This is a genomic window from Streptantibioticus parmotrematis, assembly GCF_019890615.1.
In the GTDB taxonomy this organism is placed as follows: domain Bacteria; phylum Actinomycetota; class Actinomycetes; order Streptomycetales; family Streptomycetaceae; genus Streptantibioticus_D; species Streptantibioticus_D parmotrematis.
Genome location: NZ_JAINVZ010000018.1, coordinates 138,702 through 161,193, shown reverse-complemented (window position 1 = coordinate 161,193; position 22,492 = coordinate 138,702). Strand labels below are relative to the sequence as shown.

The following is a 22,492-nucleotide window of genomic DNA, read 5'->3' as shown; positions in this document are numbered from 1 at the left end:
TCAGCGTGATGCTTTATCCGGTAGTAATTCGGGGGGTGCTTCTCGGGAAGTGTTCGAAACACATTCCAATGAAGCAGGGGGTAGAGATTACCCGACGGTCCCGAGACTGTCCAGTTCGGGACAACCGTTCAAATCTACCTCCCCAGTCGTCCCGCGTCAACGGGCTTCCTGAGGCGCAGTGGAGATTAGCAGCTCAGCGGGGTCGATTGCACATCCGCCGGTCCCGCCTGCCGGGGCGGGCGGTCTCACGCTGTCTCAGGTGAAGGTCGACGGAGGCGAGTCGAGGTCTTCGAGCTCGACGCCGGGGGCCGCGAGGACCACGTCGCCGGCCAGGTGGACGCTGTGCCGCTCGCCCGTGTCCAGGGCGTTGACCTGGTACTCGTCCACCGCCAGGGGCCCGTTGTCAGTGGCGTGTGCTGTCCTGTCGACCAGGGACCAGGACTGGTCGACGGTGAGTGGTGCGAGGACAGGGGAGGTGAGGGCGATGAGGCGGACACGGGTGGCCGGAGCGCCTGGCGTGAGGCGCAGCAGTCGGGCGGTCGCGACGAGGAAGGCCGGGGACATGCCGGTGAAGGCGTGGGCGGCCGCGTTGCCCTCGGTCGCGTGCTCGCCGGCCGGGTCGGTGCGGACCCAGGTCACGCCGTCGAGCGCCGCGCCGCGCACCTGCCAGCCCCCCGCGTGGAGTTCGACGCGAATAGGGCGGCCCAGCTCGTCGATGGTGAGGTCGACCGAGCCGTTGTCCGTGCCGCCCGGCGACGTCGTGCGGGCGGTGTAGCGCCAGCCGGAGGGGCCGGGGGCGCAGTGGAAGTGCTCTTCGCCCAAGGGGGTGTGGTCGTGGGTGTCGTGGAACGAGTATCGGCCGCGTGGCATGGTCTGCGCTCTTGGTGGTCCGTGGTGCGGGGAGGGCCGGGCGCGGGTCCGCCGTTCGCCGGTCCGCCGCGCGGGCCGGCTTCCGGGAGGGATGGCCGCCCCCGACGAAGGGGCAGGCCCCCCGGCGCGGAGTCCCGTGCGGGGTCCGGCGAGGGGCCTGCGTCCGGTGCGAGCCCTGCGGAGCCGTCCCGGGAGGGGTCGGGCCGCGAGGAGGGGTGTGCCTCAGTAGCGGTAGTGGTCCGACTTGTACGGGCCCTCCACCGGGACGCCGATGTAGGCGGCCTGCTCGGGGCGCAGGGTGGTGAGCTTGACGCCCAGGGCCGCGAGGTGAAGGCGGGCGACCTTCTCGTCGAGGTGCTTGGGGAGCACGTAGACGTCCGTCGGGTACGCCTCGGGCTTGGTGAACAGCTCGATCTGGGCGATGGTCTGGTTCGCGAACGAGTTGGACATCACGAACGACGGGTGACCGGTGGCGTTGCCCAGGTTGAGCAGGCGGCCCTCGGACAGCACGATCAGCTTCTTGCCGTCGGAGAAGGTCCAGGTGTGGACCTGGGGCTTGACCTCGTCCTTGACGATGCCGGGGGTCCTGGCGAGCCCGGCCATGTCGATCTCGTTGTCGAAGTGGCCGATGTTGCCGACGATGGCCTGGTGCTTCATCCGGGCCATGTCCTTGGCCATGATGATGTCCTTGTTGCCGGTCGTGGTGATGAAGATGTCGGCGGTCTCGACGACGTCGTCCAGCGTGGCGACCTGGTAGCCGTCCATCGCGGCCTGCAGGGCGCAGATCGGGTCGATCTCGGTGATGATCACGCGGGCGCCCTGGCCGCGCAGCGACTCGGCGCAGCCCTTGCCCACGTCGCCGTAGCCGCAGACGACCGCGACCTTGCCGCCGATGAGGACGTCGGTGGCGCGGTTGATGCCGTCGACCAGGGAGTGGCGGCAGCCGTACTTGTTGTCGAACTTCGACTTGGTCACGGCGTCGTTGACGTTGATCGCCGGGAAGAGCAGCGAGCCGTCGCGGTGCATCTCGTACAGGCGGTGGACGCCGGTGGTGGTCTCCTCGGTGACGCCGCGGATCTCGGAGGCGAGCCGGGTCCACTTCTGGGCGTCCTCGCCCAGGGTGCGGTTGAGCAGCTGGAGGATGATCCGGTACTCGTCGTTGTCGGCGGTGGCCGGGTCGGGCGCGGTGCCGGCCTTCTCGAACTCGACGCCCTTGTGGACGAGGAGGGTGGCGTCGCCGCCGTCGTCCAGGATCATGTTGGGGCCGCCGGTGGGGCTGTCCGGCCAGGTCAGCGCCTGCTCGGTGCACCACCAGTACTCCTCGAGCGTCTCGCCCTTCCAGGCGAAGACCGGGACGCCCTGCGGGTCCTCGGGCGTGCCGTCGGGGCCGACGGCGATCGCGGCGGCGGCGTGGTCCTGGGTGGAGAAGATGTTGCAGGAGGCCCAGCGGACCTGCGCGCCGAGGGCGGTCAGGGTCTCGATGAGCACGGCGGTCTGCACGGTCATGTGCAGCGAGCCGGTGATGCGGGCCCCGGCGAGCGGCTGGGTCGCGGCGTACTCCTCGCGGATCGCCATCAGGCCCGGCATCTCGTGCTCGGCGAGGGTGATCTCCTTGCGGCCGAACGGGGCCAGGGAGAGGTCCGCGACCTTGTAGTCGGTACGGGCGGAGGTCGACGTCATGCGAAGTGCTCCTCGCGGGTCGGTTCGAGGGTGGGCATCGGTCTGTCCGCTGCGGTCGCCGGGGCGTGCCGGGAGGGCGCGCCGAAACGGACCGGGGGCTCCGGTCCACGATCCGCAGCGCAGCGCGTCGGAGGCCCTCTCTCCCTCGGTCGGCCCGTTCCCCGGCCCCTGGGAAGCAGGGGTCATCCGGTGGTACGCGGCCGCCCGACCGCCATCAGCAGCGACGTCTGGCTTCCCGTCGAATCTACACCGAAGGGTGTGCCGTGCCCCAGCCCGCCCGCGGGATGTCCGTCAGTGCGCGGTGGGCCCCGGACCGCCCGGGGTCTGGGCGGGATCGGGTCCCGCGGCGGCAGCGGCCTCGCTGAAGATGTCCGGTTCGAGGTAGATCACGCGGGCGATGGGCACGGCCTGCCGGATGCGGGCCTCGGCTTCGTCGATGGCGTGGGCGACCTGGGCGGCGGTGTCGTCGTGGCGTACCGCGATCTTGGCGGCGACGAGCAGTTCCTCGGGGCCCAGGTGGAGGGTGCGCATGTGGATGACGCCGGTGACGGTGGCGCCGTCGACGGCGGCGGCGCGGATGCGGGCGACGGTGTCGGGGCCCGCGGCCTCGCCCAGCAGCAGCGACTTGGTCTCGGTGGCGAGCACGAGGGCGATGGCGATGAGCAGGGTGCCGATGCACAGGGTGCCCACGCCGTCCCACACGCCGTCGTGGGTGAGCAGGGCGAGGCCGACGCCGCCGAGGGCGAGGACGAGGCCGATGAGGGCGCCGAAGTCCTCCAGCAGGACGACGGGGAGTTCGGGGGCCTTGGCGCGGCGGATGAACTGCGGCCAGCTGAGGGCGCCGCGGGCGGGGGCGGCCTCGCGCATGGCGGTGCGGAACGAATACCCCTCGGCGACGACGGCGAAGGCCAGGACGCCGACCGGCCAGTACCAGTCGTCGATGGCGTGCGGGTGGCGGACCTTCTCGTAGCCCTCGTACAGCGCGAAGACGCCGCCGACCGTGAACAGGACGACGGAGACCAGGAATCCGAAGACGTACCGCTCGCGGCCGTAGCCGAAGGGGTGTTCCTCGGTGGCCTGCTTCCGGGCGCGTTTGCCGCCGATGAGCAGCAGCACCTGGTTGCCGGAGTCGGCGACCGAGTGCACGCCCTCGGCGAGCATGGACGAGGAGCCGCTGAAGGCGAACGCCACGAACTTGCTGGCGGCGATCGCGAGGTTGGCGCTGAGGGCCGCGACGATCGCCCGGGTTCCGCCTGAGGCGCTCATGGGTGCCTGGTGTCCTTCCTGACGGTGTCGGGCGGGGTCAGACCTTCACGGTGGCGCGGAAGACGGTGCCTTCGCCGTCGAGGGTGAGGGGTTCGCCGGCGGGTGCGTACGCGGACCGGCCGCGTTCCAGGGTCAGGCGGGTGCCGTCGGCGTCGGTGAGGGTGGCGCGGCCCGCGGTGCACAGCAGGATCTGGGGGGCGGGCGCGGCGAGCCGGTGGGCGGCGGCGCCGGGGGCGAGGACGTAGCGGGAGAGGCGGAACTCGTCGATGGGGGTGTCGTAGACCTCTTCGCCGTCACCGCCGTCCTCGGGGCGCCGCACGGCCGGGTCGCCGGGGGTGAAGCGGACGACGCGCAGCAGTTCGGGGACGTCGATGTGCTTGGGGGTCAGGCCGCAGCGCAGCACGTTGTCGGAGTTGGCCATCAGCTCGACGCCGAGTCCGCTGAGGTAGGCGTGCGGGATGCCCGCGCCGAGGTAAAGGGCTTCGCCGGGCTGGAGGCGGACGTGGTTGAGGAGCATGGCGGCGATGACGCCGGGGTCGCCGGGGAAGTCGTGGGCGGCCTGGGCGTAGGCGGCGCAGGCGTCGGCGAAGGGGCCGTCGCCCTCGCCGAGGCGGGCGGCGGCCAGGGCGGCGCGTTCGACGGTCTCGGCCATCGCGGTGCGTTCCGCGCTGAGCACGGCGACCAGGACCTCGCGCAGCGCGTCGCTCTCGGGGCGGGCGCGCAGGATGTCGACGAAGGGCTTGAGTTCGTCGACGGCGAGGGATTCGAGGAGGTCGGCGGCCTCGGCGGGGTGGCGGAAGCCGCACAGGCCCTCGAAGGGGGTGAGGGCGCAGAGCATCTCGGGCTTGTGGTTGGCGTCCCGGTAGGTGCGGTCGGGGGCGTCGGCGGGGATGCCGCGGGCCTCCTCGTCGGCGAATCCGGCCTTGGCCTGGTCGAGGTCGGGGTGGACCTGGACGGACAGCGCGGTGCCTGCGGCGAGGACCTTGAACAGGAACGGCAGCCTGGGGCCGAAGCGGTCGACGACGGCGTCGCCGAGTTCGCCGCGCGGGTCGGCGGCGATGACGTCGCTGAGCGGGACCGGGCCGGTTCCGCGGTCCAGGCGCGAGGGGGCTCCGGGGTGGGCGCCCATCCACAGTTCGGCCTGCGGCTCGCCGGTGGGCTCGGTGCCGAGCAGTTCGGGGAGGGCGGTGGTGGAGCCCCAGGCGTAGGGGCGCACGGTGTTGGCGAGGAGGTCCATGCGGTGCGGTGTTCCTTCGTCGTGCGGGCAGTCGTGCGGCGGGCGGGCCGCGGCTACGCGGTGGTGTCCTCGCCGGGGGCGGCGGAGGCGAGGGCCAGGTAGACGGCGGCGAAGTCGGTGAGGGCGATCAGTTCGGCGAGGGCTTCCGCGGGGCTGCCTGAGGGGGCGTCGATCGCGCTGATCGGGGTGCCGTCGCGGTGGGCGGCCTCGGTGGCCGCGGTGCCGGGCGGGCCGTCCGGTTCGCGCAGCAGGACGACGCGCGGGCGCAGGGACGCGGATTCCTCGACGCGGTCGCGGAAGAAGTCGTCCAGGTCGTCGCCGGAGCCGGCGGCTCCGGCGAGGAGGGCGGCGTGGTCGGTGAGGGCCTGCGGGAGGGCCGCGGCGAGCGCGGGGCGTCCGGCGCGGGCGGTGAGCACGGCGGCGAAGCGGTGGGCCACGGGCGCGGTCAGCGGGCCTTCGCTCCACACCAGCGGGAGGGAGCCGTCGAGTTCGGCGGCGAGCGTCTTGGCGGGGTTGCGGTAGGTATCGGCGACCGGGCCGAAGCGGTCGGCGGCCTGGTCGAGCCGGTCGGCCACGGCCTGGACGGTGCCGGGTCCCGCGGCGGCGAGTCCGACGCGGTCGACGAGCGCGAGCAGTGGGGTGAGCAGCGCCCACAGGGCACCGGGGTCGCCTTCCTCGGCGCCCGCCCGGCCGTGGGTGCCCTCGTGGAAGGGCGGCGGGGCGAACGGCAGGGCCAGGCCGTGCGCCTGCTGGACGGCGCCGGTCAGCGGGGAGCCGCCGGGGGCGACCGCGGCGACGGTGCAGCCGTGCCGGTAGGCCTGTTCGACGAGGAGGGTGAGGCCCGGTTCCGTGCCGTCGTAGGTCGCGAGCAGCAGCAGGTCGAGGGGGCCGGCCCAGCCGGGCAGCGCCCAGCGCAGGTCCTGCCCGGCGGGGGTGGCACCGCTGGTCGGCACGGGCAGCACCGGGCAGCCCGCGAAGGCGCCGAGGAGACCGGCGAGGTGGCGGGGTGCGGAGCCGGGGCCCGCGATCAGGACGGTGCGGGGGCGGCCGTCCGGTTTCAGGTCGGCGATGCCCGCTTCGGCGGCGTGCCGGGCGGCGGTGCGCACCCGGGCGCCCGCGGCGGCGACGCCGAGCAGCAGCCCGCCGGTGTCGGCACGGGCGAGGGCGTCGGGGTGGTCGAGCTGGGACTCGTCGAACATCGTCGTCGTCCTCCGGCCTCGTGCCGTCGCCTGTCGGGTGCGGTTACGCGGGGCGGCGGGCCTCGTCGACGAGGAGCACCGGGATGCCGTCGCGCACCGGGTAGGCCAGGCCGCAGTCGGCGCCGGTGCAGATCAGCTCGGCCGCCTCGGCGTCCTCGGCGCTCTCGCGCAACGGAGCGTGGCACGACGGGCAGGCGAGGATCTCCAGGAGGCTGGCTTCGAGCGGCATGGGTTCCTCTTCGGCGGTCGTCGTGGTGGATCTCGTGAGGCCAGGCCAGCCTACCGCCGTACGGCGTGCGACGGGGCCCCGGGGAAGCGTTCCCCGGGGCCCCGTCGGACGTCGGCCGCACGCGTTCAGCCGCCAGCCGTCAGCCGTCAGGCGTCAGGCGTCAGGCGCGGACGATCGCCAGCACCTCGTCGCGGACCCGCTCGACCGTGGCCTGGTCGCGGGCCTCGACGTTGAGGCGCAGCAGCGGCTCGGTGTTGGACGGACGCAGGTTGAACCACCAGTCGGCGGCGGCGACCGTCAGGCCGTCCAGCTCGTCGAAGTCGACGCCCTCACGGCCGGTGAAGGCCTCGCGGACGGCGGCGGCGCGGCCGGCCTGGTCGTCGACGGTGGAGTTGATCTCACCGGAGGCGGCGTACCGGTCGTACTGCGCGACCAGTCCGGACAGCGGGCCGTCCTGCTCGCCGAGCGCGGCCAGCACGTGCAGCGCGGCGAGCATGCCGGTGTCGGCCTTCCAGAAGTCCCGGAAGTAGTAGTGCGCGGAGTGCTCGCCGCCGAAGATGGCGCCGGTGCGGGCCATCTCCTGCTTGATGAACGAGTGGCCGACGCGGGTGCGCACGGGCGTGCCGCCGCACTCCTTGACGACCTCGGGCACCGACCAGGAGGTGATCAGGTTGTGGATGACCGTCTCGCCCGGGTGCTTGGCGAGTTCGCGGGCGGCGACCAGGGCGGTGATGGCGGACGGGGAGACCGGCTCGCCGCGCTCGTCGATGACGAAGCAGCGGTCGGCGTCGCCGTCGAAGGCCAGGCCGATGTCGGCGCCGGTCTCGCGGACCTTGGCCTGGAGGTCGACCAGGTTCTTCGGGTCGAGCGGGTTGGCCTCGTGGTTGGGGAAGGTGCCGTCCAGTTCGAAGTACATCGGGACGAGTTCGAGGGGCAGGCCGTCGAAGACGGTGGGGACGGTGTGGCCGCCCATGCCGTTGCCCGCGTCGACGACGACCTTGAGGCTCCTGATGGCGGTGAGGTCGACCAGGCCGCGCAGGTAGGCCGCGTAGTCGCCGAGGGTGTCGCGCTTGGTGACGGTGCCGGCGGTGGCGTCGGTGGCGGGCAGGCCCGACTCGGCCCATTCCTCGGTGAGTTGGCGGATCTCGGTGAGGCCGGTGTCCTGGCCGACGGGGGCGGCGCCCGCGCGGCACATCTTGATGCCGTTGTACTGCGCCGGGTTGTGGCTGGCGGTGAACATGGCGCCGGGCATGTCGAACTTGCCGGAGGCGAAGTAGAGCTGGTCGGTCGAGCACAGGCCGATCTCGATCACGTCCGTGCCGCGCGAGGCGGCGCCGGTGGCGAACGCGTGCGACAGTCCGGGCGAGGACGGGCGCATGTCGTGGCCGACGACGATCTGCCGCGCACCCGTGACCGTGGCGAAGGCGGCGCCGAACAGTTCGGCGAGGGTCTCGTCCCACTGGTCGGGGACGACACCGCGGACGTCGTACGCCTTCACGATCTGCGTCAGGTCGGGCACTGCAACTCCTGGGGGAACACGCGCCGGTGAAGCGCGGCAGGACGGACAACTGGCACCAACCTACCCGCCCCGGCGGAGTCCTCGTGGAGCACGGGCCGCGCGGCAGCTCGCGCACGCCCGGGTGGCGGCCCGGCGGAAGTCCGGTGGCGCTGTCGCCTACGCGCTTGCGCCTACGAGTCGCCTACGACTCGGGCGAGCGCAGCACCCGCAGATGGCCGCGGCGGGCGACCTCGACCGGGTCGCCGTCGCGGCCGGGTTGCGCGCCCGGGCGGTCCTGGGGGCGGGCGGCCTCGCGCACGGCGTTGGCGAGGGCTTCGAGGTCGTCACCGGTGGGCCGGGTGGGGCCGGTGTCGACGGCGAGCCGGACGACCTCCCAGCCGCGCGGCGCGGTCAGCCGGGCCGAGTGCTCGGAACACAAGTCGTAGCAGTGCGGCTCGGCATAGGTGGCGAGCGGACCGAGGACGGCGGTGGAGTCCGCGTAGACGTACGTCAGCGTCGCGACGGCGGGACGACCGCACGCGGTGCGCGAACAACGACGTACAGGGCTCACGACGTTGGACGGTACCGCACTCTTGAGCGGGCCGCGACGACTCTCCCTCACCTCACCCTCTCGTGTCGTCCCGGCGTGCCGGGACCGCCTGATCCCGTGACCACGGTCGCGACCTGCGCGGAAGCCGGTGCCGACGGGGACGGCCCGGGGCGAGGCGGTCGGCGATGGCCACGAAGAGCGCCAGATGTGGCACGCGGAGTGTTCACCGGGGCGGAGGTGATCGGTCCGGTTTGTGCGGCGAACGCGCATTGCGTGACATCACGGGAGTTGTACGGGGTACGGGAAGCGGTGCCGCGCGGCGAGGTGGGCGAGGTGCCGTGCCCGGCGGCTACGCTGCACGTGATGGAGACACCCGTTCCGCCGCACGCGCCCGGTCAGACCCCGGGCCCGCAGCCTCCGGGCCAGTCGCCGGGCCAGACACCGGCCCCGGCCGCCGGCCCCGGCCCGGCTGCCGCGTCCGGCGCGGCACCCGGCCGGATGCCGCGCCGCAGGGACCGCCACGGCCGGGGCATGCGCGGCCCGATCGCGCCGCCGCAGGTGCCGCTGGCGGTGAGCCGCTCCGAGGCCTTCGACGATCTGGTACGGGACGCGGCCGACCGGCTGGAGCGGCGCTGGCCGCAGCTCACGGAGGTCGAGTTCGCGGTGCAGGACGTGCCGCCCGCGGTGCCCGGCGACCAGGACGACGACGTGGTGCCGCTGGGCAGGCTGGTGTCCGCGGGCGAGACGGGCCAGGGCTCGCCGAACCGCATCGTGATCTACCGGCGCCCGGTGGAGATCCGCGCGAAGAGCCGCGACGAGCGGGCGCTGCTGGTCCACGAGGTCGTGGTCGAGCAGGTCGCGGAGCTGCTGGGGCTGTCCCCGGAGAACGTCGACCCCCGCTACGGCGAGGACTGAGGCGCCCGAAGGCTCACGCGAGCCTTCGGGGCCTTCGGGCCGCGCCCTCAGCGTTGCAGGATCTTCGGGTCCTCACCGGTCAGCGTTGCAGGATCGTCAGGTCCTCACCGGCCGTCGGCACTGCCACCGTGCCGCCGTCGTCGGGCATCGTCTGGATGGTGAACGCGGGCAGGCTGTCCTGCGCGACCGCCAGCTCCCTGGACGCGTAGACCGGCCCGCCGGACAGCGGCTCGACGGTGACCGCGAACGTGCCCTTGCCGCCCTGCGGAGCGGGAGGCGTCAGGGAGACCGTGGTGCCGGGCTGGATGGTGACGGTCTTGGTGGCCGGGGTCCCGCCGCCCGATCCGGCGGACGAGGTGACCCGCACGGTCGCGGCGGAGTCGGTGGCGGCCAGCGAGAGCGTGGTGGCGCCCGAGCGGTCGTCGGCGACGGTGGCGCGCTGGCCCACGGCGGCCGTGGCGGGGATGAACGCGGTCTCGTCGTTGCCGTTCTTGCCCCGGACCACCTTCAGGGCGGCGACGAACGGCGCGGCCTGGGAGGGGTCGGTCGGGGTGAGCCGCAGGGATCCGGCCTGCCCCTTGGTGAGGGCGCCGAGGTCGACGGCCGTGGTCATGCCGCTCTTGAGGTCCAGCGTCTCGTGGCCGGCCGGGGTGATCGCGCCGGTCGGGGTGAGCAGCTGGACCTTCAGGTTCGCGTCGTCGGAGCCGGTCGCGTAGGCGACCAGCCGCACGTCGGAGGCGTCGGCGGGGATGCCGGGCAGCACGGCGCTGGTGGCGGGGGTGGCCGAGGGGTCGAGCCAGTCGCCGCCCGCGCTGGAGTCCATCGCCTGCACGGCGGCGCCGACCCGGCCGGTGCGCGCCTCGACGTGGACGGTCAGGTCGCTGCTGTTCTCGCCGGTGAGGGTGGACAGCAGCACCGGGACCGAGGAGTCGCCGGGGATGGTGATGCCCTCGCCGCCGGGGGCGTTGACCGCGCCGTTGGCGTCGTACAGCTCGATGTCGGCGACGGCGGCCGTGGAGTCGGGGTTGGTCAGCTGCACGTAGTCCTGGCGGCCGCTCGCGGTACTGGCGCCGGGGATCCAGAAGTCGGCGCCCGGCGTGCCGCAGGAGGTGCCGAGCAGTCCGTGCCCCGCGCCCGCCTGGACGGTAGTGGTCTCCTGCACGGTCCAGCCGGGGGCGAAGGCGCCGTCGGCGGTGCCGATGAGGGGGCTGGCGGTCTTGGCGGCGTTGGCGGTGACCGGCTTGCCGGGCGCGGTCAGCGGGGCGACCGGCTTGCCGTCGCCCCCGCCGCTGGTGGTGTTGCCCGCGCCGTCGGCGGTCTGGCCGACCTGGAGCTGCGCGGTGCCACCGGAGCCGGTGACGGTGCCGGGCGGGGTGTAGGCGGTGTAGGTGGTCGCGGCGTAGTCCGAGCCGGTGACGCCGGGGCACACCAGCGTAGAGCGCTGGACGGGCTTGCGCGCGGCGGTCGTCGACACCTTCGGCTGGTCCGAGCCGGGCGCCGGGGCGAGCACGGTGGCGATCCCGAAGACGGCCGCGAAGGCGGCGACCACGCCGGCCAGGGAGTAGGTCGTGCGGTTCACTGCTGCTCGCTCCCGTCACCGTGGGCCGGGTCGTAGGCGGAGTCGTGGTGCGGGGCGCGGGGCGGCGGCGGATAGCCGTACGGGTGGTACTCGCCGCCCTGGTCCTGCGGCGGATCCTGGGCCGGGTCCTGGTACGGCGGGTACTGGCCGGTGTCGTAGCCCTGCTGGTACGGGTCGCCCTGGTAGCCCGCCTGGTGACCGGCGTCCTGGTTAGAGGCGTCCTGGTACGGCGCGTCGGCGGGGTAGGGCGCGGCCGGGTAGCCGCCCTCGGTGTACTGGCCCTCCGCGTAGGTGGTGTACTCGCCGCCCTGCTGCTGGTACTCGCCGCCTTGCTGCGGGTAGCTGTACGCGTTCCACTCCTCGTAGCCGGTCGGCTGCGCGGGGACGTCGGCGTACGGGGGCTGCTCGGGCTGCTGCGCCGGGTCGTACGCGTCGGGGACGGCCTGGGACGCCGGGTCGTAGGCGTCGGGCTGGGGCTGCGCCGGGTCGTACGGGTCCGGGGGCTGCGGGGCGAACGCGTCCGGCTCGGGCTGCGGCACCGCGGCGGCGCCCGCTTCCGGGGCCTCGGCGGCCTGGGCCTCCGCTGCGGCGGCCTCCGCCTGGGCGCGCAGGCGGCGGGCGCGGCGGCCCTCGCCCTCGACCGGCTGGGCCGGGACCGCGGCGGCGGCCGCGGCGAGCGCCTCCTCGGGCAGGTCGTCGTCGATCTCGCGGCGGCGGCCGGGCAGCGCGAGCACGATCACGACCAGCGCCAGCAGGCCCTGCGCTGCCAGCCACGCGGTGTGCGTGAAGGGCGCGTCGTAGGTGAGGTCGAGGTGGCCGCCCTGGGCCGGGAGCCGGAAGCCCTGGGCCCAGCCGTCCACGGTGGTCGCGGTCAGAGGCTTGCCGTCCAGCGTGGCGTGCCAGCCGGGCGCGGCGGTGTCGGCGACGCGCAGCACCCGGCCGTCCGCGCCGGACGGGATCGTGGTGTGCGCCTCGACCTTGCCGGAGGAGACCAGGACGGGGCCGGCGGCCGGGCCGGTAGCGCCCTTGGGGGTGGTGATGGTGACCCGGGCGACGTCCTGGGAGACGCGCCACAGCGCGGTGCCGCCGGCCTGGCTCAGCCGGTTCAGGCCGGGGGTGCCGTCGAGGATGCGGCTCATGTCGGCGGGGGCACCGGGCTGGAGCAGCACGTAGCCGATGGCGTAGTCGCCCAGCGCGCTGGTCTGGTCGGCGCCGGAGCCCGCGACGAGGTTGGCGACGACCGCGTCGAGGCCGGTGTCGCGGCCCGCCTCCGCGGTGAGTTCGCCGTCACCGATCTGCGCGCCCGCGCCGCGCACCAGGGAGTACCTGACGTGGCCGGGGTCGCCGTCGAGGACGAGGGTGCGCGGCTGGTCGCTGGTGGAGGCCTCCTCGGCGACGAACGCGGGCACCTGGGTGGCGCTCGTGCGCTCCAGGGGCCCGGCGGCGCCGTTGTACATCCAGTCGGCGGCCGCGATCAGCGGGGCGACGGCGGCGGCCAGCACGATCAGCGCGGCGACGGGCTGGCGCCAGCCGAAGCCGGAGGCGGAGATGCGTTCCTGCGCGCCCTCGGCGCCGACGACGGCGGCGGCGATGAGCGCGAAGCCGTAGACGAGGGTCGGGGAGCCCGCCCAGTCGTAGTGGTTCTGCGCGGCGGCGGCGACCAGTCCGGCGAGCGCCACGGTCCAGGCGGTCAGCACGGCGAGCCTGCGATCGCCGCGCAGCAGCGCCGCGAACCCGGCGAGCACCAGCCCGATCAGCAGCAGTCCCGCGGTGGCCTTGGGGCCGCCGGGGCTGAGCACGGCCAGGTCGAGCGCGGAGGCGGTGCCGCCGCGGTAGGTCAGTCCGGCCTCGCGCAGGAAGAACGAGGGGTGCGCCAGCAGCGTCAGCGACCACGGCGCCAGCACGACGACGGGCGTGGCGAGCGCGGCGAGCAGCCGCAGCGCCTGCGGCACCAGCAGCCCGCCCTGCCCGCGCAGTCCCCGCAGCGCCAGCGCGGCGACCGCGAGGCCCACGGCCAGCGGCCACACGATCGGGGTGAACGCGGTCGTGACGGTCAGCAGCAACCCGTACGCCCAGGCGGAACGCCAGCTCGGGCGGGAGCCGGGGGCCCCGGTCAGGCCGCTGGCGGCGACCGCGGCGCGGGCCATCAGGGGCAGCAGGACGGCGAGGACGGCGGTGCCGAGGCGGCCGCCCGCCAGCGCGCCGGTGGCGGCGGGCAGGAAGGCGTAGGCGATCGAGCCCCAGGCACGCAGGAGGCGGGACTCCACCAGCGGCCGGGAGGCGAAGTAGGCGGTGACCCCGGCGAGCGGGACCGAGCAGACCAGCAGCAGGGTCAGGGCGAGCCCGGTGCTGCCGAACAGGACGGAGGAGGCGATGGCGAGCATCGCGAGGTAGGGCGGGGCGGCCTGGGTGTCGCCGGTGCCGACCGCGTGCCACGCCCCGGTGAACGCGCCCCACAGGTCGGAGGCGCCGGAGGGGGCGGGCAGCAGGGCGCCGCCGGCGAGGGAGCCGCCGCCGAGCAGGTCGCGGCAGGCGATCAGCGAGACCAGCAGCAGCACCACGAACAGCATCGGCCCCGGCTTGTGGGCGATCCTGCGCAGCCGGGCGAACTGCTCGACCTCCAGGAAGTCGGCGTCGTCGTCGCCGGGCCCGGACTCCATCCCGCCGCCGTGCCGTCCGGCGGAGGAGGAGTCGGCTTCGGCGCGGCCGGAGATGTTGCTGTAGACCTGCTCGACGGTGACCCGCACGGTCGCGCCGGGCGGCGGGAAGAGCGGGCGCAGTTCGGCGGGCTCCACGGCGGGTTTGCCGCGTTCGCGGCGGGCGGCGAGGACCCGGCCGGGCCGCAGCAGCACCCCGAGCAGACCGGTGACCTCGTCCAGCGCCTGTACGGGCACCTTGCCGACGAGGTAGCCGATGGTGCGCAGCAGGGTGCCGATGACGATGCGCGCGGCGACGTAGGGCAGCAGCGCGCCGCGGGTGTTGGCGAGCAGGGTGTAGACGGCGCCGGACTTGTCGACGCGGTGCGGGTTGTGCGGGGTGCGGCCCGCGCAGTCGACGGCGCGGCGCTCGCGGGAGGCGGCTTCCGCGTGCCGCAGGACGGCGTCGGGGGCGACCAGCACGGTGTGGCCCGCGGCCTGGGCGCGCCAGCAGAAGTCGACGTCGTCACGCATCAGCGGCAGGCGGCGGTCGAAGCCGCCGAGCCGTTCCCACACGTCGCGGCGGACCAGCATGCCCGCGGAGGAGACCGACAGCACCTGGCGGACCTGGTCGTGCTGGCCCTGGTCCTGCTCCCGGCGTTCCAGGCCGGTCCAGCGGCGGCCGGAGCGGGCGATGCTGACGCCGACCTCCAGCAGCGCCCTGCGGTCGTACCAACTGCGCAGCTTGGGGCCGATGATGACGGCCGACGGCGTGGAGTCGGCGACCCGCAGCAGCTGGGCGAGGGCGTCGGGGGCGGGCTCGCAGTCGTCGTGCAGGAGCCACAGCCACTGCACGGGGTCGCCGTCGCGGGCGTCGTCGTCCCAGGCTCCGGCGGCCCGGTTCCAGCCGTTCGCGTCGGTCAGGTACGGGAGTCGGTCCGGGGTGACCGGCGGTGTGGCGCGCAGTGCCTCGGCGACGGCGGTGCCGAAGCCGGTGCGGCGGGCCAGGTGCAGTACGCGGTCGGCGCCGAGCGATTCGGTGAGCAACCGGGCGGTGTCGTCGGCGCTTCCGGTGTCGGCGGCGACGACGTCCTGTACCGGGCGTTCCTGGCCGAGCAGCCCGGACAGGGCGTCGGGGAGCCAGCGGGCTCCGTCGTGCGCGACGAGCACGGCGGTGACGATGTGACGCGGGAACGCCGGTGGCTGGGCGGGGGCGTGGGCCGCCTCTTGGGCGGGGTGTCCCCCCTGGTGGCTGTGCACGGACATCGAGGTGCGGGCCCCGGTTCGCTGGACTGCGGTGGACGCGCGCGGCCTGCTCGGCCTGTCACGTGTCTCGGACGGCCACCCACACTAACGGCTCATCGCGGGCCCCGGTCCGCCCGCCGTCCGGTGCCCGTACCGGGTGCCCCCGCGGTTTCGTCCGGTGTTCACCGTGATTGGCCCGGTCTGGTTTCCGCCGGTCCCCGGGGCGGGGCGTGGCCTCAGATCGCGGCCTTCTTCAGGCGGCGGCGTTCACGCTCGGACAGCCCGCCCCAGATGCCGAACCGTTCGTCGTGGGCGAGGGCGTACTCCAGGCACTCGGAGCGGACCTCGCACGCGAGGCAGACCTTCTTCGCCTCGCGGGTGGAGCCGCCCTTCTCGGGGAAGAAGGACTCGGGGTCGGTCTGCGCGCACAGGGCACGCTCCTGCCATCCGAGTTCCTCGTCCGCCTCCTCGGCCAGCAGCAGCTGGAACTGCTCGGTCATGCGCGCGCCCCTCGTCCGTCCGTCGTTTCCCCGTAAACGCCGTCGTCGGCCGGTTGGGCCTTAAACGACACGAGTGAAATTACAAGTGTGCTGATCCGGGCCAGTCAAGCCGAGATCTGCTATTGGGCCCCTTATTCACTCCGCGGAACCAAGGGTGAGCAGAAAGTGTTCAAATCGGCCCAAATCATGACAGCACGCGTTTGCGATCTCCCTCGCACCGCGCATGCCCTCGAACATCCTTGGCATGCACGGCACTTGACCGCCGTCTGCCCAGAAGGACGCGGCGGGCGCGCCCGTCGTTCCCGGCACGGCGGCGGAGCGGGATGGATCACAGTCCGGTCACGGAAGCACGACCGCGTCTCCGCGTACGGACCACGTACGGATGGTGCGGGAGGTATCCGCGGCCTTCGACGAACAAACCTTTCATCAGGGCGATGAACCGGATCAGGTGAAAGATTCCCGGCAAACCCGACATCAAGTTGACAGACGGACCGCTCTGCCGGTCTCCTTGATCCCATGTCCGTGACCCACGCGCCCACCGGGACCCGCCTCAGCGCGACCCGTGCCGCCGCCGTGCCGGATCACGACCTCTTCCTCCGCCGCTGTTGTCGCGGCTGTTGTCGCTGACGCGCGCTCTCTGACCGCCTGACCGCCCCGCCCGCCGCCGGTACTCCGGCCGCCGGGGCAGCGGTCCACCGCTGATTCCGCCGGGTCTCGTCCCGCGCTCCGCCGCGGGGTCCTTCCCTACGGCTACCCGCAGCCCCCTCGTGCCGCCCACCGAAGCTCCTCCCCGCAAGGACCACCGTGTATCGCGCCCCCCTCGCCGCCGTCCCGGCCGTGGACGTCCCCCGCCTCTCCGACATCTCCATCGCCGGCGATCCGCTCGCCCTCCCCCACCTGCTGCCGCCGGTCCCCCGCCATCCGGCCACCGTCGCCGAGTTCGCGGGCCTCGCCCGGAGCGTCGCGGCCGACCGGGAGCGCTGGGCGCCGCTGGTGCGCTACGACGCCACCACCCGCTGGTACGCCCGGCTGGCCACCGGCCCCGGCTACGAGGTGTGGCTGCTGAGCTGGGTGCCGGGCCAGGGCACCGGGCCGCACGACCACGGGGACTCCAGCGGCGTACTGACCGTGCTGGCGGGCGAGTTGACGGAGCGCTCGATCACGCCGGGCGGGGAGCGCCGGGACACGCTGCGGCCGGGCGCGGTGCGGGTGGCGGCGCCCGGACACGTGCACGAGGTGGTCAACGACTCGCTGGAGCCCGCGGTCAGCCTGCACGTCTACTTCCCGGGCCTGACCGAGATGACCCCGTACGGGCACGTCGAGCGGGGCGCCCTGGCCGAGGCGGCGGGCGGGGCGGCGGCGGGCGGCGGGCAGGAGCGCGTGGCGGGCTGACGAGGCGGCCCTGACAGACTGTGCGTCATGCGCATCGTGGTTCTGGCCGGAGGTATCGGGGGCGCCCGGTTTCTGCGCGGCCTCAAGGCAGCCGTCGCGGACGCCGACGACGCCGGTACGACGGACATCACCGTCATCGGCAACACCGGCGACGACATCCATCTGTTCGGGCTGAAGGTCTGTCCCGATCTCGACACCGTGATGTACACCCTCGGCGGTGGCATCCACGAGGAACAGGGCTGGGGGCGGGCCGACGAGACGTTCGCCGTCAAGACGGAGCTGGCCGCGTACGGGGTCGGCCCGGAGTGGTTCGGGCTCGGCGACCGCGACTTCGCCACCCACATCGTGCGCACCCAGATGCTCGGCGCGGGCTATCCGCTCAGCGCGGTGACCGAGGCGCTGTGCGCGCGCTGGCAGCCGGGCGTGCGGCTGATCCCGATGACCGACGACCGGGTCGAGACGCATGTCGTCGTCGACACCCCCGAGGACGGCCGCAAGGCGGTGCACTTCCAGGAGTACTGGGTGCGGCTGCACGCCTCGGTGCCCGCGCAGGCGATCCTGCCGGTCGGCGCCGAGCAGTCCAAGCCCGCGCCCGGCGTGCTGGAGGCGATCGCCGGGGCCGACGTGATCCTCTTCCCGCCGTCCAACCCGGTCGTCAGCATCGGCACGATCCTCGCCGTCCCCGGCATCCGCGAGGCGATCGCCGAGGCGGGCGTGCCGGTGGTCGGGCTCTCCCCGATCGTCGGTGACGCGCCGGTGCGCGGCATGGCGGACAAGGTGCTGGCGGCGGTCGGCGTGGAGTCGACGGCGGCGGCCGTGGCCGAGCACTACGGCTCCGGGCTGCTGGACGGCTGGCTGGTCGACACCGTGGACGCGGGCTTGAGCGAGGCGGTCGAGGCGGCCGGGATCCGCTGCCGCGCGGTGCCGTTGATGATGACGGACGTGCACGCGGCGGCGCGGATGGCCCGCGAGGCGCTGACGCTGGCCGAAGAGGTACGCGGGGAGGCGCGGGCATGAGCACCCCGGCACCCGACGCCCTCTCCTCCGATGCCGCCGTCCCCTCGTACGAGGTCAGGGGCGTCGCGGGCATCCCCGAGGTCCGGCCCGGCGACGACCTGGCGGCGCTGATCGCCTCGGCCGTGGGGGACGGTCAACTGGCTCACGGCGACGTGCTGTTGGTCACCTCCAAGATCGTCAGCAAGGCGGAGGGCCGCGTCGTGCGGGCCGACGACCGGGAGGCGGCGATCGACGCCGAGACGGTCCGGCTGGTCGCCCGCCGCGGCACCCTGCGCATCGTGGAGAACCGGCAGGGCCTGGTGATGGCCGCGGCCGGGGTGGACGCGTCCAACACCGAGCCGGGCACCGTGCTGCTGCTGCCGCGGGACCCCGACGCGTCGGCGGCCCGGCTGCGGGTGGCGCTGCGCGAGGCGCTCGGGGTGAACGTCGCGGTCGTCGTCACCGACACCTTCGGCCGCCCCTGGCGCAACGGCCTGACCGACGTCGCCATCGGCGCGGCGGGGCTGCGCGTGCTGGACGACCTGCGCGGCGGCACCGACGCGCAGGGCAACGAGCTGAACGCCACCGTGGTCGCCGTGGCCGACGAGCTGGCGGCGGCGGGCGACCTGGTCAAGGGCAAGGCGTCCGGCGTCCCGGTGGCGGTCGTGCGCGGCCTCGGCCGGTACGTGCTGCCCGCGGGCGGCGCGGACGACGCCCCCGGGGCGCGGGCGCTGGCGCGCGGCGCGGCCGACGACATGTTCCGGCTGGGCACCTCCGAGGCGCTGCGGCAGGCGGTCACCCTGCGGCGCACGGTACGGGAGTTCACCGACGACCCGGTCGACCCGGCGGCCGTGCGGCGGGCGGTCGCGGCGGCCGTGACCGCGCCCGCGCCGCACCACACGACGCCGTGGCGGTTCGTGCTGCTGGAGTCCGGGGAATCGCGCACGCGGCTGCTGGACGCGATGCGGGAGGCGTGGATCGCGGACCTGCGGGCGGACGGCTTCTCCGAGGAGTCGGTGGCCCGGCGCCTTCGGCGCGGCGAGGTGCTGCGGCGGGCGCCGTACCTGGTGGTGCCGTGCCTGGTGATGGACGGCTCGCACACCTACCCCGACGGCCGCCGGGGCGCGGCCGAGCGCGAGATGTTCGTGGTCGCGGCGGGCGCCGCGGTGCAGAACCTGCTGGTGGCGCTGGCCGGTGAGCAGCTGGGCTCGGCGTGGGTGTCGTCGACGATGTTCTGCCGCGACGTCGTGCGCAAGGCGCTGGACCTGCCCGGCGACTGGGACCCGATGGGCGCGGTCGCGGTGGGCCGCCCGGCCGCGGAACCGGCGCCGCGCCCGGAGCGGGACGCGGAGGCGTTCGTCACGGTCAGGTAGCCGGGCGGCCCCGCGGGCGTTCCGCGGTCAGATCAGCCGGATGTCGTTGGGCGAGAAACGCGGTCCGCGGCGCGGGCGCCTGGGTCCGCCCAGCAGGATCAGCCGCGTGGCGCGGTGCCGGTGTCCCTCGTACGGCGCGAGCAGCTCCAGCATCCCGGCGTCGTCGGTGGTGCGCGCCCCGGTCAGCGCGTAGCCGACGCTGTTCGGCAGGTGCAGGTCGCCCACGGTGACCGCGTCCGGGGCGCCGTGCGAGCGCTGGACGGTCTCGGCGGCGGTCCACGGGCCGATGCCGGGGACGAGCTGGAGCCGGGCGGCCGCGTCGGCCGGCGGCAGCGCGGTCGCCTCCTCCAGCCGCCGCGCCACCCGCGCCGCCCGCACGATGGTCGCGGCGCGCTTGCCGTCGACGCCCGCCCGGTGCCACTCCCAGGACGGGATCAGCGCCCAGCCCCGCGCGTCGGGCATGACCCGCAGTCCGGGGAACGGCCCTGGCGCGGGCTCGCCGTGCCGCTGGAGCAGCAGCCGCCAGGCGCGGTACGCCTCGTCGGAGGTGACCTTCTGCTCCAGCACGGACGGGATCAGCGATTCGAGGACCAGCCCGGTGCGGGTCAGCCGCAGGCCGGGGTGGCGGCGGTGCGCCTCGTGGACGACGCGGTGGCGCGGCACGAAGCCGGTCGCGTCGTCCTCCTCCCCCAGCAGCGCGGGCAGCGCGTCCATCAGCCAGTCGGCGCCGGGCCCCCAGGCCTGCGCGCCCACCCGGCCGTCCCCCGCCGGTGCCACCCGCAGCGTGCCCGGGCCCTGCGGCGTACGGCAGGCCCGCCAGACGGTGCCGTCCGCGGTCATCCGGAACGACGGGTCGCCCGGGCCGCGCGCCAGCACCCCGAGCGTCAGCCCGAGGTCCAGCACGCTGCCGGCGGCCCCGGCGCGACGGGAGACGGAGGAGGTGTACACCGCACCGAGGGTAACGGTCTCCCCCGGGCACCCGTTGGTACGCCCGTGAGCCCGCTCCCGGGGACGTGGGAGCGGGCTCACGGGACGCGGGAGCCGTGGGGGGCTATCTGCCCTGGAGCTTCGCCGCGGCCCTGCGGATCGCGGGCAGTTCGTCGTACAGCTTGGTGCCGGGGCACTCGGTGGCGAAGCCGTCGCGGTGGCCGGAGATCGTCCAGAACGACACCCGCGCGCCCTTGCGGTACTTGTTGCTGCCGCCGGAGACGAGCGTGGTCTTCGCGTCCGCGTTCACGCCGGTCAGGCCGAGCTTCCAGGCCGTCAGGTGTTCCAGGGCGCTGACCGCGGCCGCGCTGGGCCGGACCGTCGAGAACGTGCCGATGACGGCGATGCCGGTGGTGTCGGTGTTGAAGCCCAGGGTGTGGGCGCCCTGCACGGCGCGGGTCACGCCGCCCGCCCGGCCCTCGTAGATCGTGCCGCACTTGTCGATCAGGAAGTTGTAGCCGATGTCCCGCCAGCCCTCGCTCTTGACGTGGTAGCGGTAGATGCCGCGGATGATGGCGGGCGCCTGCGAGCAGCTGTAGTCGTTGCCGGTGGCCGTGTGATGCACGAAGGCCGCCTTGACGGTGTAGGTGTACTCGAAGGCCCGCTCGCGGATGCCCTCGTCGGCGCCCCAGCCCGCCCGGGTGACGATCCTGGGCCGGGCGGCGTGCGCGGCCTCGTCGCCCTCGGCCCGGTCGTCGGGCTGCTGGCTCGCGGAGGGCGAGGCGGAGGTGGAGGCGGCAGTGGAAGCGGCCGGCGCGGCGGGCGCCGCGGAGGTGGACGCGGTGGTGGACGGGGCCGGCGGCGTCGCCGGGGCGGACGGCTGCTCGGCGGCGGCCGACTGGGAGTCCAGCGGTGCCGCCGAGGGCGCCGCGGCCCGCACCGAAGGACCGCCCGGGTCGACCATGTCCACCCGCAGGCCCTTGGGCAGCGCGGGCACGGCCGCCCGGCCGCTCGCCGGAGCCGCGGGGGTGACCTGCACCTGGACGCCGTCGGAGTCGCCGACCCACAGCGGCGCGGTGGCCCCGCGCACGTGGCCTGAGGCGCGTTCCGGCGAGTCGTAGTCGGGCACGTCGTCGCTGTTCTCCAGCGTCTGCCAGCCGGACCAGGCACCGGTGGCGACCGACCGGGTACGCACCCGCACCGTGCCGTTGAGCTCGGTGGTGCCGTCGTTCCAGGTGACGCCGATGAGGGAGAAGGGCCGGACCGCCTCGGTCCGCACCCCCTGGACCGCGGCGGCGGCGCGGGCCCGGGCGCCGGAGCCGGTGGCGGCGGGGGGTCCGAGCCGGATCAGCGGCTGGTACCGGGTACTGCCGGCCGCGTCGGAGGCGTCGGCGAGCCGGACCGGGGACGCGGCGCCACGGCTGCCGTGGGCGGAGGCTCCGGCCGACATGATCAGCGGGAGGGCGAAAGCGGCCGTGCACGCGCAGGCGGCCCCGACCGTGGAAGCGATGAATGCACGCATGACTGAAATGGTGTCATAAACGGCAAATCATGCGAGTCGTCAGCTGACGGACCGTCCGATCGGCCCACGGACCGTCCGGGGCGGCCCCGTACTCTTGCCGCGTGAACGCTTCCGACCGCACCCCCGCCGATCTCCTGCGATCCGCGCTGGCCACGGACCCCGCGCGCCCGCTGCTGACGTTCTACGACGACGCCACCGGCGAGCGCGTCGAACTGTCGGTGGCCACCCTCGCCAACTGGGTGGCGAAGACAGCCAATCTGCTCCAGGACGAGCTGTCCGCGCAGCCCGGCGACCGCGTCGCGCTGCTGCTGCCCGCGCACTGGCAGACCGCCGCCTGGCTGCTGGCCTGCTTCTCGGCGGGCGTGGTCGCGGCACCGGGCGGCGAGGCGGCGGCGGCCGACGTGGTGGTGAGCGGACCCGACACCCTGGAGCGGGCGCTGGCCTGTCCGGGCGAGCGGATGGCGCTGGCGCTCAAGCCGCTGGGCGCGCGCTTCCCGCAACCGCCGCAGGGGTTCGCCGACTACGCGGTCGAGGTGCCGAGCCAGGGTGACCGCTTCGTGCCGTACACGCCGGTCGATCCGCACGCGCCCGCGCTCGTACTGCCCGACGGCACCGAGCTGACCGGCGCCGAGGTGACCGCCCGGGCGCTGGACAGCGCGCGGGAGTCGGGGTTCTCGGCGGGGTCGCGGGTGCTGTCGGCGCTGTCGTACGACACCTGGGAGGGGCTGGCCGCCGGGCTGCTGGCTCCGCTGGTGGCCGGCGGGTCGGTGGTGCTGTGCCGGCACGTCGGCGAGCTGTCCCCCGAGGCGCTGGAGCGTCGCCGCGAGGCGGAACGGGTGACACACACCGTGATGTGAGCGCGGCGACGGATCCATGGC

General features: G+C 74.4%; 18 protein-coding genes. 5 read left to right on the top strand and 13 right to left on the bottom strand.

Annotated elements, in window-relative coordinates; all coding sequences use genetic code 11:
* Positions 1-255 precede the first annotated feature (255 nt).
* The 8 genes from K7472_RS23610 to K7472_RS23575 form a co-directional block, all read right to left on the bottom strand.
* Entirely contained in the window at positions 256-870 is a 615-nt protein-coding gene (locus tag K7472_RS23610) for a hypothetical protein (RefSeq protein WP_222980530.1), read from the bottom strand.
* A gap of 222 nt (positions 871-1,092) precedes the next feature.
* The gene (gene ahcY / locus K7472_RS23605; RefSeq protein WP_222980529.1) at positions 1,093-2,550 is read right to left on the bottom strand and encodes an adenosylhomocysteinase; all 1,458 of its coding nucleotides are present in this window, start codon (positions 2,548-2,550) and stop codon (positions 1,093-1,095) included.
* A gap of 291 nt (positions 2,551-2,841) precedes the next feature.
* Complete coding sequence (locus tag K7472_RS23600; RefSeq protein WP_222980528.1) at positions 2,842-3,816, bottom strand: cation diffusion facilitator family transporter; 975 nt, start codon at positions 3,814-3,816, stop codon at positions 2,842-2,844.
* A 37-nt stretch (positions 3,817-3,853) separates the two neighbouring features.
* A complete protein-coding gene (gene manA / locus K7472_RS23595; protein ID WP_222980527.1) occupies positions 3,854-5,053 on the bottom strand; it encodes a mannose-6-phosphate isomerase, class I in 1,200 nt (399 codons plus the stop codon).
* Between the two features lie 53 nt (positions 5,054-5,106).
* Positions 5,107-6,252, bottom strand: a complete 1,146-nt coding sequence (locus K7472_RS23590; RefSeq protein ID WP_222980526.1) for an SIS domain-containing protein — start codon at positions 6,250-6,252, stop codon at positions 5,107-5,109.
* 43 nt (positions 6,253-6,295) lie between these two features.
* Entirely contained in the window at positions 6,296-6,481 is a 186-nt protein-coding gene (locus tag K7472_RS23585) for a Trm112 family protein (protein ID WP_222980525.1), read from the bottom strand.
* Between the two features lie 160 nt (positions 6,482-6,641).
* Positions 6,642-8,000, bottom strand: coding sequence for a phosphomannomutase/phosphoglucomutase (locus K7472_RS23580; RefSeq protein ID WP_222980524.1), 1,359 nt, complete (start codon positions 7,998-8,000; stop codon positions 6,642-6,644).
* Between the two features lie 181 nt (positions 8,001-8,181).
* A complete protein-coding gene (locus K7472_RS23575) occupies positions 8,182-8,601 on the bottom strand; it encodes a DUF3499 domain-containing protein (RefSeq protein ID WP_222980523.1) in 420 nt (139 codons plus the stop codon).
* Positions 8,602-9,027: 426 nt separating this feature from the next.
* On the opposite strand from K7472_RS23575, the gene K7472_RS23570 reads away from it, so the two are divergent.
* A complete protein-coding gene (locus K7472_RS23570) occupies positions 9,028-9,444 on the top strand; it encodes a metallopeptidase family protein (RefSeq protein ID WP_222980554.1) in 417 nt (138 codons plus the stop codon).
* A gap of 79 nt (positions 9,445-9,523) precedes the next feature.
* On the opposite strand, the gene K7472_RS23565 is transcribed toward K7472_RS23570, so the two are convergent.
* From K7472_RS23565 to K7472_RS23555, 3 genes are all read right to left on the bottom strand, one after another.
* A complete protein-coding gene (locus K7472_RS23565; RefSeq protein WP_222980522.1) occupies positions 9,524-11,023 on the bottom strand; it encodes a DUF5719 family protein in 1,500 nt (499 codons plus the stop codon).
* Positions 11,020-14,925, bottom strand: a complete 3,906-nt coding sequence (locus K7472_RS23560; RefSeq protein ID WP_222980521.1) for a glycosyltransferase — start codon at positions 14,923-14,925, stop codon at positions 11,020-11,022. The genes K7472_RS23565 and K7472_RS23560 overlap by 4 nt, the downstream gene beginning before the upstream one ends.
* 215 nt (positions 14,926-15,140) lie before the next feature.
* A complete protein-coding gene (locus K7472_RS23555) occupies positions 15,141-15,404 on the bottom strand; it encodes a WhiB family transcriptional regulator (RefSeq protein ID WP_109446459.1) in 264 nt (87 codons plus the stop codon).
* An 804-nt stretch (positions 15,405-16,208) separates the two neighbouring features.
* On the opposite strand from K7472_RS23555, the gene K7472_RS23550 reads away from it, so the two are divergent.
* From K7472_RS23550 to K7472_RS23540, 3 genes are read left to right on the top strand one after another with little or no spacing between them, the layout of a single operon-like run.
* Positions 16,209-16,796 carry a cysteine dioxygenase gene (locus tag K7472_RS23550; RefSeq protein WP_308014051.1) on the top strand — a complete coding sequence of 196 codons (588 nt, stop codon included), beginning with the start codon at positions 16,209-16,211 and terminating at the stop codon, positions 16,794-16,796.
* A gap of 27 nt (positions 16,797-16,823) precedes the next feature.
* The gene (gene cofD, locus K7472_RS23545) at positions 16,824-17,813 is read left to right on the top strand and encodes a 2-phospho-L-lactate transferase (protein ID WP_222980520.1); all 990 of its coding nucleotides are present in this window, start codon (positions 16,824-16,826) and stop codon (positions 17,811-17,813) included.
* Positions 17,810-19,165 carry a coenzyme F420-0:L-glutamate ligase gene (locus K7472_RS23540; RefSeq protein ID WP_222980519.1) on the top strand — a complete coding sequence of 452 codons (1,356 nt, stop codon included), beginning with the start codon at positions 17,810-17,812 and terminating at the stop codon, positions 19,163-19,165. The genes cofD and K7472_RS23540 overlap by 4 nt, the downstream gene beginning before the upstream one ends.
* A gap of 27 nt (positions 19,166-19,192) precedes the next feature.
* On the opposite strand, the gene K7472_RS23535 is transcribed toward K7472_RS23540, so the two are convergent.
* Positions 19,193-20,113, bottom strand: coding sequence for a DNA-3-methyladenine glycosylase family protein (locus K7472_RS23535; RefSeq protein WP_308014050.1), 921 nt, complete (start codon positions 20,111-20,113; stop codon positions 19,193-19,195).
* Positions 20,114-20,216: 103 nt separating this feature from the next.
* Positions 20,217-21,614 (bottom strand): peptidoglycan recognition protein family protein, encoded by a 1,398-nt coding sequence (locus K7472_RS23530; RefSeq protein ID WP_222980518.1) that lies wholly within the window; start codon positions 21,612-21,614, stop codon positions 20,217-20,219.
* A 101-nt stretch (positions 21,615-21,715) separates the two neighbouring features.
* Here K7472_RS23530 and K7472_RS23525 point away from each other — a divergent pair, with 101 nt between their 5' ends.
* On the top strand, positions 21,716-22,471 hold the full coding sequence (locus K7472_RS23525) for a TIGR03089 family protein (RefSeq protein WP_222980517.1): 756 nt from the start codon (positions 21,716-21,718) through the stop codon (positions 22,469-22,471).
* Positions 22,472-22,492: the final 21 nt, after the last annotated feature.

Bases quoted from the DNA above. Each gene is read 5' to 3' on its own strand.
- K7472_RS23610 (WP_222980530.1), bottom strand. From the start codon at position 870: ATGCCACGCGGCCGATACTCGTTCCACGACACCCACGACCACACCCCC.
- ahcY (WP_222980529.1), bottom strand. From the start codon at position 2,550: ATGACGTCGACCTCCGCCCGTACCGACTACAAGGTCGCGGACCTCTCC.
- K7472_RS23600 (WP_222980528.1), bottom strand. From the start codon at position 3,816: ATGAGCGCCTCAGGCGGAACCCGGGCGATCGTCGCGGCCCTCAGCGCC.
- manA (WP_222980527.1), bottom strand. From the start codon at position 5,053: ATGGACCTCCTCGCCAACACCGTGCGCCCCTACGCCTGGGGCTCCACC.
- K7472_RS23590 (WP_222980526.1), bottom strand. From the start codon at position 6,252: ATGTTCGACGAGTCCCAGCTCGACCACCCCGACGCCCTCGCCCGTGCC.
- K7472_RS23585 (WP_222980525.1), bottom strand. From the start codon at position 6,481: ATGCCGCTCGAAGCCAGCCTCCTGGAGATCCTCGCCTGCCCGTCGTGC.
- K7472_RS23570 (WP_222980554.1), top strand. From the start codon at position 9,028: ATGCCGCGCCGCAGGGACCGCCACGGCCGGGGCATGCGCGGCCCGATC.
- K7472_RS23560 (WP_222980521.1), bottom strand. From the start codon at position 14,925: ATGTCCGTGCACAGCCACCAGGGGGGACACCCCGCCCAAGAGGCGGCC.
- K7472_RS23555 (WP_109446459.1), bottom strand. From the start codon at position 15,404: ATGACCGAGCAGTTCCAGCTGCTGCTGGCCGAGGAGGCGGACGAGGAA.
- cofD (WP_222980520.1), top strand. From the start codon at position 16,824: ATGCGCATCGTGGTTCTGGCCGGAGGTATCGGGGGCGCCCGGTTTCTG.
- K7472_RS23540 (WP_222980519.1), top strand. From the start codon at position 17,810: ATGAGCACCCCGGCACCCGACGCCCTCTCCTCCGATGCCGCCGTCCCC.
- K7472_RS23530 (WP_222980518.1), bottom strand. From the start codon at position 21,614: ATGCGTGCATTCATCGCTTCCACGGTCGGGGCCGCCTGCGCGTGCACG.